Annotated in this window: 10 protein-coding genes; 5 read left to right on the plus strand and 5 right to left on the minus strand. The window is 64.7% G+C overall.

Annotated features, from left to right (window positions below; genetic code table 11):
• Positions 1-64: 64 nt before the first annotated feature.
• Both EB836_RS13220 and EB836_RS13225 read right to left on the minus strand, forming a co-directional pair.
• On the minus strand, positions 65-940 hold the full coding sequence (locus EB836_RS13220) for a DegV family protein (protein ID WP_135541159.1): 876 nt from the start codon (positions 938-940) through the stop codon (positions 65-67).
• Complete coding sequence (locus EB836_RS13225) at positions 937-2,244, minus strand: UDP-glucose/GDP-mannose dehydrogenase family protein (RefSeq protein ID WP_135541161.1); 1,308 nt, start codon at positions 2,242-2,244, stop codon at positions 937-939. The genes EB836_RS13220 and EB836_RS13225 overlap by 4 nt, the downstream gene beginning before the upstream one ends.
• A gap of 96 nt (positions 2,245-2,340) precedes the next feature.
• Between EB836_RS13225 and EB836_RS13230 the strand changes: the two genes are divergently transcribed.
• A complete protein-coding gene (locus tag EB836_RS13230) occupies positions 2,341-3,057 on the plus strand; it encodes a hypothetical protein (protein ID WP_240689970.1) in 717 nt (238 codons plus the stop codon).
• A gap of 133 nt (positions 3,058-3,190) precedes the next feature.
• Here EB836_RS13230 and nadE read toward each other — a convergent pair whose 3' ends face one another.
• Positions 3,191-4,024 (minus strand): ammonia-dependent NAD(+) synthetase, encoded by an 834-nt coding sequence (gene nadE / locus EB836_RS13235; protein ID WP_135541163.1) that lies wholly within the window; start codon positions 4,022-4,024, stop codon positions 3,191-3,193.
• A gap of 34 nt (positions 4,025-4,058) precedes the next feature.
• Positions 4,059-6,974, minus strand: coding sequence for a leucine--tRNA ligase (gene leuS, locus EB836_RS13240; protein ID WP_135541165.1), 2,916 nt, complete (start codon positions 6,972-6,974; stop codon positions 4,059-4,061).
• A 190-nt stretch (positions 6,975-7,164) separates the two neighbouring features.
• On the opposite strand from leuS, the gene EB836_RS13245 reads away from it, so the two are divergent.
• Together EB836_RS13245 and EB836_RS13250 are read left to right on the plus strand one after the other, a co-directional pair.
• Positions 7,165-8,973, plus strand: a complete 1,809-nt coding sequence (locus tag EB836_RS13245) for an AMP-dependent synthetase/ligase (protein ID WP_135541167.1) — start codon at positions 7,165-7,167, stop codon at positions 8,971-8,973.
• A gap of 170 nt (positions 8,974-9,143) precedes the next feature.
• Positions 9,144-10,187, plus strand: a complete 1,044-nt coding sequence (locus EB836_RS13250) for a glutathione S-transferase C-terminal domain-containing protein (RefSeq protein ID WP_135541169.1) — start codon at positions 9,144-9,146, stop codon at positions 10,185-10,187.
• Between the two features lie 42 nt (positions 10,188-10,229).
• On the opposite strand, the gene EB836_RS13255 is transcribed toward EB836_RS13250, so the two are convergent.
• Positions 10,230-11,024 (minus strand): DedA family protein, encoded by a 795-nt coding sequence (locus tag EB836_RS13255; RefSeq protein WP_346763092.1) that lies wholly within the window; start codon positions 11,022-11,024, stop codon positions 10,230-10,232.
• 140 nt (positions 11,025-11,164) lie between these two features.
• Here EB836_RS13255 and EB836_RS13260 point away from each other — a divergent pair, with 140 nt between their 5' ends.
• Positions 11,165-12,217 (plus strand): YhjD/YihY/BrkB family envelope integrity protein, encoded by a 1,053-nt coding sequence (locus tag EB836_RS13260; RefSeq protein WP_135541171.1) that lies wholly within the window; start codon positions 11,165-11,167, stop codon positions 12,215-12,217.
• Between the two features lie 41 nt (positions 12,218-12,258).
• Positions 12,259-13,686, plus strand: coding sequence for a glyceraldehyde-3-phosphate dehydrogenase (locus tag EB836_RS13265; protein ID WP_135541173.1), 1,428 nt, complete (start codon positions 12,259-12,261; stop codon positions 13,684-13,686).
• Positions 13,687-13,730 lie beyond the last annotated feature (44 nt).

The raw sequence follows: 13,730 nt of genomic DNA on the forward strand, positions 1-13,730 counted from the left end.
CCCCCAGGCGCCTGAGTCAGGCGTCCGTCCCCACGATTCGGTGGCGGAGTCGGTGCTGCAACGCTCAGGGGGTCGTCTGGACGCTCACCCCGATCGTGCCGGGCCCCACATGCGCGGTGATGATCGTCGACAGGGTCCGGAACCGGGCGTCGAAGCCGAGCTCGCGCAGGCGGTCGGTCAGGGTCGCGACATCGGCGTCGTCGGTCTCACCTTCGGCCTGCTGGATCTCCACGGCCACGTGCGCACCGGAGTCGGAGAGCTCCTCGGCCGCGGCGACGCAGAGCGCCACCATCTTCTCGAGGGCCTTGGCGCGGGTGCGCACTCGAGCCAGGGGCACGACGACGCCGGCATTGAGACCGAGCACCGGCACGATCTGCAGGGCCCTGCCGAGCAGCGATTCCGCGGCTCCGATGCGGCCGCCTCGGCGAAGGTGTTCGAGGGTGCCGGGGGCGAAGAAGGTGCGGGTCTCCCCCGCACACCAGTCGGCGACGGTCCCGGCGATGGATTCGACGTCGAGTCCCTGCCGGATGCCGGCCACGGCGATGTCCAGGGCTCCGGCCTGCCCCGCCGAGGTGGACCGGGAGTCGACGACGTCGATGAGCATGTCTTCGGCTTCGGCGGCCTTGACAGCCGAGTCGCAGGTTCCCGAGAGCTCACCGGACATGGTGATGACGATGAGGGCTTCGGCCCCGCGGCTGCGGAGACCGGAGAAGGCCTGAGCGAATTGGTCCGGGGTGGCCATCGAGGTCGAGACCTCGGCGCCGGCGGTCATCTTCGCGCACAGCTGGCCGGCGTCGATCTCGCCGTCGGCGAAGGCGACTCCGCCGACGAGGACGGTCAGCGGGACCACAGCGAAGAGACCGTCGGTGGCTTCTTCCAGCGCCTTCGATTCGGCTGGCGACAGCTGTGCCGTGGAGTCGGTGACCAGCCCGATCCTCATGGACGGCCCAGAGCTCGATACGTCCACCCGGCCTCGCGCCAGAGCGCGGGAGTGAGCACATTGCGGCCGTCGACGAGGACGTGCCCGTTGACCAGCTGCGCGGTCTCCGCCGGGTCGAGATCCCGGTATTCGCGCCATTCGGTCAGCAGCAGCACAGCATCGGCACCGGTCAGCGCCTCCGCGGTGTCGGCAACGTAGTTGAGTTCGGGGAACGAGATGCGGGCATTGCCGATCGCCTGCGGATCGGTGACGGTGACGACTCCGCCCTGGGTGGCGATCAGCCGGGCCACGGCCAGTGCCGGGGAATCGCGGACATCGTCGCTGTCGGGTTTGAACGCCGCACCGAGGACCGTGATCTTCTTGCCGATGAATGACCCGCCGAGGGCGTCGCGGGCGATGTCGACCATGCGTACGCGACGACGCATGTTGATCGAGTCGATCTCCTTGAGGAATGCCACCGCCTGATCGGCGCCGAGTTCGCCGGCACGGGCCATGAACGCGCGGATGTCCTTCGGCAGGCAGCCGCCGCCGAAGCCGAGGCCGGCGTTGAGGAACTTGCGCCCGATCCGATCGTCCATGCCGATGGCATCTGCCAACTGGGTGACGTCGGCACCGGAGGCTTCGCAGAGTTCGGCCATGGCGTTGATGAATGAGATCTTCGTGGCCAGGAATGAGTTCGCCGCGGTCTTGACGAGTTCGGCGGTGGCGAAGTCGGTGACCATGCGCGGGGTGTCCTCGGCAAGAATTGCCGCGTACACCTCGTCGAGGACCGCCGCCGATTCCTGCCCGGCGGCACCGGGCGCGACGCCATAGACCAGACGGTTCGGGTGCAGGGTGTCTTCGACGGCGTGGCCTTCGCGGAGGAACTCGGGGTTCCACATCATCGCCGCACCCGTGTCGGCGATGACACCGGCCAGTCGGTCCGCCGTGCCGACGGGAACGGTCGACTTGCCCACAACCACGGATGTCGGAGTCAGGTGCTCGTGCAGGGATTCCACGGCGGCGTCGACGAAGGTGACGTCGGCGGCGAACTCGCCGGGCTTCTGCGGAGTGCCGACACAGACGAAATGCACGCGCGCATCGGCCGCGCGGGAGGCATCGGTGGTGAATTCGAGTCTGCCCTTGTCCTGAGCCTTCACGAGAAGTTCACTCAGTCCCGGTTCGAAGAAGGACGGACGCCCGGAGGTCAGCGCCTCCACCTTGGCTTCGTCGACGTCGACACCGATGACCTCATGTCCCAGAGAGGCCATGGCCGCCGCATGCACCGCGCCCAGATATCCGCAACCGATGACTGAAATCTTCAAGCTGAGCTCTCCTGCGTATAGGCATGCGTTTTCGCACCACACTATATGCCACCCGGTTGCACGATATGTGGAGGTTGAAACAGTAGGCTGGGAAATGTGAAGCGTTTCCTGGATTTCCTCACCAACTCACCGGCCGCCGTGACGTTTGCGGTGCTCACCGTGCTCGGCATTGTGGCCTTCGCCATCCCCGCACTGCACCCTGCCGCGTGGATCATCGGGCTCGTGCTGTGCCTGGCAGTGATCGTGGCGCTGCTGATGTTCCACGGTGAATGGCGGCGGTCCCAGCGGCAGATCGATGCGCTGCGCCAGCAGCTGAGCACCGAGCGCGGACGGATGGACACACCCGGTCTCACCCCGGTCGAAGACACGATCGAACTGCTTCCCGACGAGCGACGCGCCCGACGGATCCTCGAACTCATCCCGGATTCAGGCGGCCTCGTCCAGTCGCTGCGTCTCGATGCCACCTTCGGCACTCTCGCCGTCGACGAGCTCAAGCCCCTGTACACGTTCTGCGAAGAGTTCAAGAAGACCAGTTTCGACAATCCGCGCTCGCACACCGCGTTCATGAACCTCTACCGGGCCGCAGAAGGTCTGTCGCTGTGGGTCAAGGACGAAACGCAGGTATCGGACGAGGATTCGACGACTCGTGAGATCCGGCCCGGTGACGCCCGGAACGAGGGCTGGCGCGAGTACACGGAAGCTCGCAGCCGCGGCGAACGCCTCAGCGACGAATTCGTCTCCTCCCGCTGGGAGTTCAACCAGACTGCGCTCGAACTCGGACTCGTCTCCGGAACCCCACCGTTCACCGACTGAGTGGGCATCTGCCGGATCCCGACGGCAGCTCCCGACGGCAAAGAGTCCTGACTCCGGAAACATCTGACCGCCGCTGACGCAATCGTCAGCGGCGGTCAGATGTTTCGCCGATGCCTCGGTTCTGCAGAAGTCCTCAGTGCCGGATCCACCAGGTGTCCGTCGGGGCCACCGGGGTGCGCCTCTTGTGTTCGGAGCGCCGGTACTTCTCGATGAGCGCCGAGGCGGCCGCCGCCTCGATCTCCTTGCCCTCGAGGAAATCGTCGATCTGGTCGTAGCTGAGACCCAGCGAGGATTCGTCGGTCTGCCCGGGTTCGTCATCGAGCAGATCCGCCGTCGGGACCTTGACGATGAGGTGCTCGGGAGCGCCGAGGTGGGCCAGCAGGGCCCGACCCTGCCGCTTGTTCAGTCCGGCCAGGGGGACGACATCGGCCGCACCGTCACCGAACTTCGTGAAGAAGCCGGTGACCGCCTCGGCGGCGTGATCGGTGCCGACGACGAGCGCGCGCTTCTCCCCCGCCAGCTCGAACTGTGCGATCATCCGCATCCGGGCCTTGACATTGCCCTTGCCGAAGTCCGTGATCGGTGTGCCCGTCGCCTTCTCGTACTCATCGGCGGCCGCATCCGTGGCGGCGCCGATGTTGATGACGACCTCATGGTCGGCACCGATGAAGGACATGGCGTCCTGAGCGTCCTGCTCATCGGTCTGCACATGATGGGGCAGGCGCACCGCCCAGAACTCGGCCTCGGCACCGCGGCGGCGCAGATCCTCCACCGCCAGCTGACACAGCCGACCGGCCAAGGTGGAGTCCTGGCCGCCGCTGATGCCGAGCACGAGACCCTTCGCACCGGTGGTGAGGACATAGTCGACGAGGAACTCGACCCGGCGTGCCACCTCGGTGGCGGGGTCGATCGTCGGTCTCACTCCGAGCTGAGAACGGATCTGCTCCTGAACGGTTTCGACTCTCATTGACTCTCGATCCTGCGATTGGCCGCGCCGTTTCTCAGGCGTGGGGAACGATGTTGACCAGCTTCGGTGCGCGCACGATGACCTTGCGCACTCCCGCACCGCCGAGCGCCTTCACGGCGTTCGGCGATTCGAGTGCCAGCTTCTCCAGGTCGTCGGCGCTGATGTCCGGGGAGACCTCGAGACGGGCGCGCACCTTGCCTTTGACCTGCACCACGCAGGTGACGGTGTCGTCGACGAGGTGCTGCGGGTCCGCTTCGGGGAAGGTCGCATAGGTGACCGTCGATTCGTGACCGAGACGCTGCCACAGCTCCTCCGCCATATGTGGAGCGAAGGGTGCGAGCATGACCGTGAGCGGCTCCAGCACCTCACGGCTGGCCCCACCCTGTTTGGTCGCATGGTTGGTGAGCACGATGAGCTTGGAGATCGCGGTGTTGAACCGCAGATGGTCCATATCGTCACGGACTCCGTCGATGACCTGGTGGAGGACCTTGAGCGAGGCGTCATCGGCGCCGCCCTCCTCGACCACGGACTCGCCGGTGGATTCGTCGACGAAGAGTCGCCACACACGCTGCAGGAAGCGGTGAGCGCCGACGACGGCTCGAGTCTCCCACGGACGGTCCTGCTCCAGCGGTCCCATCGACATCTCGTAGACGCGGAAGGTGTCGGCACCGTAGGCGTCGTACATCTCGTCGGGCATGACCGAGTTCTTCAGCGACTTACCGATCTTTCCGTATTCGCGGTTGACCTGCTCGCCGTTGTACCAGAAAGTCAGCTCGCCGTTGCTCTCGGTCCTCTCCTCCACCTCGGCGGCGGGGACGTAGACACCGCGGGAATCGGTGAAGGCATACGCCTGGATGTACCCCTGGTTGACCAACCGGTGGAAGGGCTCCGAAGAGGAGATGTGCCCGAGGTCGAAGAGCATCTTGTGCCAGAACCGGGCGTAGAGCAGGTGGAGCACGGCATGCTCCTGACCACCGACGTAGAGGTCGGCGCCGCCGCGCGGCTTCGACTTCCGCGGTCCCAGCCAGTACTTCTCATTGACCGGGTCGACGAGACGCTCGTCGTTGTGCGGGTCGGCGTAGCGCAGCTGGTACCACGAGGATCCAGCCCAGTTGGGCATCGTGTTCGTCTCGCGGTGATAGGTCTTGAGACCATCGCCGAGGTCGAGCTCGACCGTGGTCCAGTCCTGGTTGCGGCTCAGCGCGGGTTCCGGACGGCTGTCGGCGTCATCGGCGGCGTAGGTGCGCGGGGCGAAGTCGTCGACCTCGGGCAGCTGCACGGGCAGCATCTCATCGGGCAGGGCGATGGGCGTGCCGTTCTCGTCATAGACGATCGGGAACGGTTCGCCCCAGTAGCGCTGCCGGGAGAACAGCCAGTCCCGCAGTCGGTACTGCGTCGACTCCGTGGCCAGGCCCTTGTCCGCCAGCCACCGCGTCACCGCGGCCTTGGCCGCATCGATGTCGAGCCCGTTGATGTCGAGCTCGGCGTTCGCCGAATTCACCATCACCCCGGTGCCGGTGTAGGGAGTGTCCTCATCGTGGTCGGCCGGAGGCTGCACGGTGCGGATATAGGGCAGGCCGAACGTCTTCGCGAAGTCCCAGTCGCGGGCGTCTTCGGCCGGCACGGCCATGATCGCTCCGGTGCCGTAGCCCATGAGGACGTAATCGGCGATGAACACCGGAACTTCGGCCCCCGTCGCCGGGTTGAGCGCATAGGAGCCGGTGAAGATCCCGGTCTTCTCCCGGCTCTGCTGCCGGTCGGCGTCGGTCTTGGCCGCCGCGGCGCGCTGGTAAGCAGCGATCGCCTCGGCGGGGGTCGCCTCTCCCCCACGCCAAGAGGCGGGTACGGACTCTTCCCAGGCCGCGGCGGTGAGCTCGGCAACCTGCGGATGTTCGGGGCTGAGAACGAGGTAGGTGGCACCGAACAGGGTGTCCGGACGAGTCGTGTACACCTCGATCTGCCGGTCATCTTTCCCGGCCACGGGCAGGCGCAGCAGCGCACCCTTCGACCGACCGATCCAGTTGACCTGCATGGCGTGGATCGCATTCGGCCAATCGAGGCCGTCGAGGTCGTCGATGAGACGGTCGGCGTAGGCGGTGATGCGCATGTTCCACTGGCGCAGCCGGCGAGTGAAGACCGGATAGTTCCCGCGTTCGGACAGGCCCTCGGCCGTGACTTCCTCATTGGCCAGCACGGTGCCCAGACCCGGGCACCAGTTGACCGGGGATTCGGAGACATAGGCCAGCCGGTAGCCCTGCAGGACGTCTTCCTGCTCGGTCCCGCTGAGGGCGGACCAGGCGCGCCCGTCCGGGGTCGGACGGGCACCGGAAGCGAACTGCTCGATGAGAGTTTCGATCGGGCGGGCCGCCCCCTTGGGCTCGCCGTCGGGGGTGGTCGCCTCGGGGTCGTACCAGGAGTTGAAGATCTGCAGGAAGATCCACTGCGTCCATTTGACGAACTCGTCGTCGGTCGTGGCGAAGCGGCGGCGCACATCGTGGGCCAGACCCAGACGACGCAGCTGTTCGGTCATGTTCGCGATGTTCGCATCGGTGGTGATGCGCGGGTGCTGACCGGTCTGGACGGCGTAGAGGTCGGCGGGCAGTCCGAAGGCGTCGTACGACAGGGCGTGCATGACATTGTGCCCGCGCATGCGCTGGTACCGGCCGTAGACATCGGTGCCCAGATACCCCAGAGGGTGGCCGACGTGCAGCCCCACACCAGAGGGGTAGGGGAACATGTCCATGATGTAGAGGGATTCGCGCTCACTGAGATCCGTCGGCGGACTGTAGGGCGAGGAGGCGTCCTGGGAGGCGAGCTCGCCGAGGTCTCCGGTGGGGTTCGGGGTGTGGAACGTGCCCGATTCCTCCCATGTGCGCTGCCACGACTTCTCGATCTTCTCGGCCAGCGCCGCATCATAGCGGAAACCGGTCTCCTCAGGGTTCGTCGTCATTACCTTCCTTCGCTGGACAGACGTGAGCGGGTTCCGACCATCGTACTCTGAACACCCCTCGATTCGACTTGGTTAGACTGCCCACAGAGCGTTCAGTGACGACTTATCACAGCAAACGTGATTGATTTCACTGTGCACCGGTCGAACGGTAGGATAACCGGGCAGTAACTTACGTCCTCGAAGGAGACCCATGAGCCCAACGACAATGCCGCAGGCGACGACGCCAGTCGCCGGATTCGAAGTCGATACCGTCTCGTCGACGACCGATATCTTCCTCAAGACCGTGGCCGACGGACCGCAGCGGCCGCTCGTGGCCACACCGAACGGTGACGGTTGGGACGAGATCCCGGCACAGCAGTTCCTCGACGAAGTGCGCGCTGCAGCCAAGGGACTCATCGCCATGGGGGTCGAAGCCGGCGACAGGATCGCGATCTTCGGCCCCACGTCATATGAATGGACGCTCAGCGACTACGCCGTGTGGTTCGCCGGCGGAATCTCCGTGCCGTTCTACGACACCTCCTCCGAGGAGCAGCTGGCCTGGATGCTCGAGGACGCCGATGTCGCCCACGGCCTCGTCTCGACTCGCGATCATGCGAAGCGCCTGACCACCGCAGCGGCCGCAGCCGGCCTGCCCGAGCCGGAGCTGCGCGTCTGGGATGCGGACGCATTCGCCGAGCTCGCCGAGGCCGGGCGCGGGATCAGCGATGAACAGCTCGAGTCCGCCCGGTCCCAGGCCACGGGCGACTCGGTCGCCACGATCATCTACACCTCGGGCACCACCGGCAAGTCCAAGGGCTGCGTGCTCACTCACGGCAACTTCGTGCAGACGGTGCAGTCGGCACAGTCGCAGATCCCCGACGTCTTCGCCGAAGGCATGCGCTGCCTGCTGTTCCTGCCGCAGGCCCACGTGTTCGCACGCTTCATCGAGGTCCTGGCCATCAGCTCCGGTGCGGTTCTGGCCCACCAGTCGGATCTCGCCAAGCTCACCGACGCCATGGGCAGCTTCCGCCCGTCGTTCATCCTCGGTGTGCCTCGCGTCTTCGAGAAGGTCTTCAATTCTGCGCTGGCGACCGCTCAGGCAGGCGGGAAAGAGAAGATCTTCCGCCGCGCCGAGCAGGTCGCCGTCGCGTATTCGAAGGCTCTGGACACGGGCAAGGTTCCGACCAGTCTCAAGCTCCAGCACGCTCTGTTCGACAAGCTCGTCTATTCGAAGCTGCGTGCGGTCATGGGCGACAATGTCACTCATGCCGTCTCCGGAGGCGGTGCACTCGGCGCTCACCTCGGCCATTTCTTCCGCGGGCTCGGCATCATCGTCCTCGAAGGCTACGGACTCACCGAGACCACCGCCCCGATCACCGTCAACATTCCGGAGAAGTCGAAGATCGGCACCGTCGGCGTGCCGCTGCCGGGCGTCTCGGTGGCGATCGCTCCCGACGGTGAGATCCTGACCAAGGGCGTGCCGGTCTTCCGCGAATACTGGAACAACCCGGAGGCCACGGCCAAGGAGTTCCACGACGGCTGGTTCGGCACCGGTGACCTCGGATCCCTCGACGAGGACGGCTATCTGACGATCAATGGCCGCAAGAAGGAGATCATCGTGACCTCCAGCGGCAAGAACATCGCCCCGGCCCCGCTCGAAGACCGGCTCCGTCGACACCCGATCATCGGTCAGCCGGTCGTCGTCGGAGACAACCGGAAGTTCGTCTCGGCACTCATCTTCCTCGATTCCGAGATGCTGCCGACCTGGCTGAAGAACCACGACCTGCCGCAGATGGATCTGCGCGAGGCCGCTGCCGACGAAGCGATCCGTGCCGAGATCGAGAAGGCCGTGGACTCGGTGAACAAGACGGTCTCGCGCGCTGAGGGGATCAAGAAGTTCACGATCCTGCCCGTCGAGCTCAGTGAGGAGAACGGGTATCTGTCGGCCAAGCAGTCGGTCAAGCGCCATCTGGTCAGCAAGGACTTCGCCGCCGATATCGACGCTCTCTACGCGGACTGACCAGTCCCGCTTCACAGAGGCGGCCCGAGCGAGAACTGAGAGGAGTTCGCGCCCGGGCCGTCTCTGCATTCACGCGGATGCGGTCACACCGCACTTGCCGGATGCGCCGCGACAGGTCGTAAGCTGAAGCCAGAAGTCTCAACTCACCGACACCGACGGAGGGGCACGACATGTCCGAAGACACCGATCACACTCCCGCTTATGTGACCGAAGGGCAGGAGTTCAACCGGGACACGAACTACATCGACGATCGCATCCTCAACGATCCGAATGCGCAGTGGCCGGTCGAACCCGGCCGGTACCGCCTCGTCGCCGCCCGCGCCTGCCCGTGGGCGAATCGCACGATCATCGTCCGCCGTCTGCTCGGCCTCGAGGACGTCATCTCCATCGGCATGCCCGGGCCCACTCATGATGCCCGCTCGTGGACGTTCGACCTCGATCCCGGCGGAGTCGACCCGGTGCTCGGCATCGAACGGCTGCAGCAGGCCTTCTTCGCCCGCTACCCGGACTACCCGCGCGGAATCACCGTGCCGGCCATCGTCGACATCCCCACCGGCGCCGTCGTCACCAACGACTTCCCGCAGATCACCGAGGACTTCTCCACCCAATGGTCCGACTACCACCGTGAGGGTGCCCCGAACCTCTGGCCCGAGGAGTCCCGGGAAGAGATGGCCAAGGTGATGCGCCACATCTACACGGAGATCAACAACGGTGTCTACCGCTGCGGTTTCGCCGGTTCCCAGGACGCGTACGAGGCGGCCTTCGATCGTCTGTTCAATGCTCTCGACATCGTCGAAGATCGGCTGAGCCGTTCACGATTCCTCATGGGTGAGACCATCACCGAGGCGGATGTGCGACTGTTCACCACGCTGGTTCGCTTCGACCCCGTCTACTTCGGCCACTTCAAGTGCAATCGTCAGCCGCTCACGGCGTTCGAGAACCTCTGGGGATACGCCCGCGACCTGTACCAGACGCCCGGGTTCGGCGACACCGTCGATTTCGAGCAGATCAAACAGCACTACTACATCGTCCACCAGGATGTGAACCCGACGCAGATCGTGCCCAAGGGTCCAGACCTCTCCGGCTGGCTCAGCGATCACGGCCGTGACCGGAAGTTCGGTGGATCACCCTTCGGCGAAGGGTCTGCTCCCGGCCCGGTCAAGCCCGGCGAAGAGGTCTCACCTGCACATACGGCATCAGCCTGGGTCAGTTGATACCCGGGAGGGCTGATTCCTGGGTGAGCTGAGAACTCGGCCTCAGGAATCGAACTGTCCGGACTCGATATGATCGTCCCCGGTCGTATCGAGGCCGGCGGCCTTCTTCCGCCGCTGTTTGCGGACCTTGAACACGATCCACACGATAACGAAGACGACGACTGCGACGATGACGAGATTCTGGAAGTAGCCAGCGTATTCCTCCACGATGGACCAGTTCTCGCCGAGTGCGAAGCCCGCGACGATGAGGATCGTGTTCCAGATCGCGCTGCCCACGCTCGTCAGGAGAACGAATTTCGGCAGGCGCATGTCCCTCATGCCTGCGGGAATGGAGATCAGAGACCTGAAGATCGGGATCATTCGTCCGAAGAAGACTGCTTTGTCACCGTGGCGGTCGAACCAGTCGACGGTCTTGTGCACATCGTCGACATCGACCAACGGCATCTTCACCGCCACACGCGCAATGCGCTCGATGCCGATCCACTTGCCCAGCGCCCACAGCAGAACGGCTCCGACGAGCGAGCCCACAGTGGCGAAGACGATCGCAAGCACGATGTTCATCTGCCCCTGGCTCGCGGTGAAACCGGCCAGGGGAAGAACGAGTTCGCTGGGGATCGGCGGGAAGATGTTGTCGAGGAAGACCATGATCCCGACGCCCACCGGGCCGAGCGCCTCCATAACGGTCACCGTCCATGCCGAGAACCCGCTGAGGTTGTCTGCCGCGCTGCCGCCGGCGGCGAGAGCGTCACCAGCGGCAAGAGTTCGACCGGCAGGATCGCTGCCGCTCGCGGTGAGGGCGAAAACGGCAGGCGAAGTAGTCGAAAAGCTGATCGGCATGGTCAAAAGTCTAGATAAGGGCGCGGCCTGCCGCTCACAGTGCGCTCACAGCGGCTAGTGTGGAAACGGACACCTCCGGGCGGGAATCGAAGGCACCTTCCGGGCAGATATCTATGGGCAGACATCGAAGGAGCAAACACGTGGCACCTGCCAAAGTATTGGCCTCGCGCAACAACGTCGCCGAGGCCGGGCACAAGGCCGTCAACAGACCGGGCCCGGCGCACCTCATGCGCGCGGTCCAACGTTTCGGTCAGCGTCTGGGCAATCAGTTCGGTGCCGCGATCACCTACTTCCTCGTCCTGGCCGTCATGCCGATCGCGATGTTCACCTTCTCCGGTCTCGGTTTCGTCCTCGATGTTCTGCGCCCCGATCTTGTGCCTGTCGTCACCGACAAGATCGAGACCTATGTCTCGGGCAATTCGAGTCTCACTGCACAGCTCGAGAACTTCCTCACCAGCTGGCAGTCGGTCGGAATCATCGCGATTCTGGCGGCCCTCTACACCGGCCAGGGTTTCATCGGCAATCTCGGCGCAGCCGTGCGTGCTCAGCTGCACGCCGATTTCGAAGACGCTGTTCCGGACAAATCCTTCGTCCAGAAGATCATCTCGAACGTCGGCACTCTGCTCGGGCTCATCGTCGGCCTGCTTCTGACGGTGGCGCTGACCATCGTGGGCACCGGGATGGGTTCTTGGATCAGTGAGAGTCTCGAACTCGGCGGTTTCGGCTCAGTGTTGCTGAGGATCGTGCCGTTCGTCATCACCCTCGGTGCAGCATGGCTGATTTTCATGTTCCTGTTCACCACCTTGCCCGAACGACCCGTGGGCAAGCAGGCGAAGGCCAGAGGCTCACTCCTCGGTGCTGTGGCGTTCACGATCCTGCTCAACCTGGCTACCGTCCTCGTCGACATCTTCTCCGGGAACAAGGCCGCCGGTGTGTTCGGATCGATTATCGCGATCATGCTGACGATGAACATCTTCGCCCGCATAGTCCTCTTCGTCGCCGCATGGATCGGCACCGCAACCCCGCCCCGCCCGCAGGAGGAAGAGAGCCCCGAGTACCGTTTCGTGGAGCCGAAGGTCCAGGCGCAGAGCCTCGGTGCTCTGTTGGCCGGTGCGGGCATCGTCGCGCTCACTCTGCTCGGATTCCGGCGACTCGAGGAGCACCAGTCCGAAAGCGACTCGGTGAGACGTTAGACTTGGCTCGAATCCGCTAACTGATCGAGGAGACACGACCTTTGACTGATGCAACGACGGCTCGCCTGGACGACTGGGCGAAGAAGCAGACCGCCGCCGAAGAACTCATCCCGCTCGTCGGACGCCTGTACCGCGAGAATGACGTGCTGCTGACACTGTTCGGGCGGTCGCTGCTGAACAAGTCGGTGACCGGCATGATCAAGGCCCACCGCTACGCCCGCCACTTCCTCGGTGAAGACCTCGATATCCAGGTCACGCACCGGATCGTCAAGGCGCTGTCCGGCCTCAATCTGGCGCCGGCCCGCATCGATCTGGGCCGTCTCATCGAGAAGCTCGATGATCCGAATGCCGATGTCGATGCCTTCCTCGCGGCCGAACTGGCCGAAGTCGTCGATTCCCGGGCCGATCAGGGCGAAGTCCGCGACGTCGTCCTCTACGGTTTCGGCCGCATTGGTCGCCTGCTCGCCCGCATCCTCATCGACCGCGCCGGCGGCACCGGAATGCGTCTGCGCGCCATCGTCGTGCGCAAGGGCGGTGAGAACGACATCGTCAAGCGTGCGTCGCTGCTGCGCCGCGACTCGGTGCACGGGTCCTTCGACGGCAGCATCGTCGTCGACGAAGAGGCCAAAACCATCCAGGCCAACGGCACCCTCATCCAGGTCATCTACTCCGATGATCCCTCGCAGGTCGACTACACCGCTTACGGAATCAACGACGCGATCATCGTCGACAACACCGGCAAGTGGCGCGACGACGAGGGCCTGTCCAAGCACCTCGCCAGCCCCGGAGCCTCCAAGGTCCTGCTCACCGCACCGGGCAAGGGAGATGTCAAGAACATCGTCTTCGGTGTCAACGACGACGCGATCGCCGACTCGGACACCATCGTCTCGGCAGCTTCGTGCACGACGAACGCGATCACCCCTGTGCTCAAGGCGATCAATGACAAGTTCGGTGTCCGCAACGGACACGTCGAGACGGTCCACTCGTTCACCAACGACCAGAACCTCATCGACAACTTCCACAAGGGTTCGCGTCGCGGACGTGCCGCCGGGCTCAACATGGTGCTCACCGAGACCGGTGCTGCCAAGGCCGTGGCCAAGGCACTGCCGGAGCTCGCCGGGAAGCTCTCGGGCAACGCGATCCGGGTTCCCACCCCGAACGTGTCGATGGCGATCCTCAACCTCAACCTCGAGAAGGCCACGAGCGTCGACGAACTCAACACGTTCCTCCGTGAGGTGTCGATGCACTCGCCGCTGCGCAACCAGGTCGACTACGTCACCTCCCCCGAGCTCGTCTCCACCGACCTCGTCGGCTCCAAACGAGCCGGTGTCGTCGACGGACTGGCCACGATCGTCGACGAGGACCGCGTCGTCGTCTACGTCTGGTACGACAATGAGTTCGGCTACTCGTGCCAGGTCGTGCGCTGCGTGGCCAAGATGGCCGACGTCGACGTTCCGGCATATCCCTGACATCGCCGAGGCGGCCCACCGAATCCTGAGATGATTCCTTGGTG

It is taken from the genome of Brevibacterium sp. S111 (assembly GCF_004745075.1).
Lineage (GTDB): Bacteria > Actinomycetota > Actinomycetes > Actinomycetales > Brevibacteriaceae > Brevibacterium.

Excerpts from the sequence above, each read along its gene's own strand:
- EB836_RS13220 (WP_135541159.1), bottom strand. The coding sequence starts at position 940 with ATGAGGATCGGGCTGGTCACCGACTCCACGGCACAGCTGTCGCCAGCC.
- nadE (WP_135541163.1), bottom strand. The coding sequence starts at position 4,024 with ATGAGAGTCGAAACCGTTCAGGAGCAGATCCGTTCTCAGCTCGGAGTG.
- leuS (WP_135541165.1), bottom strand. The coding sequence starts at position 6,974 with ATGACGACGAACCCTGAGGAGACCGGTTTCCGCTATGATGCGGCGCTG.
- EB836_RS13245 (WP_135541167.1), top strand. The coding sequence starts at position 7,165 with ATGAGCCCAACGACAATGCCGCAGGCGACGACGCCAGTCGCCGGATTC.
- EB836_RS13250 (WP_135541169.1), top strand. The coding sequence starts at position 9,144 with ATGTCCGAAGACACCGATCACACTCCCGCTTATGTGACCGAAGGGCAG.
- EB836_RS13255 (WP_346763092.1), bottom strand. The coding sequence starts at position 11,024 with ATGCCGATCAGCTTTTCGACTACTTCGCCTGCCGTTTTCGCCCTCACC.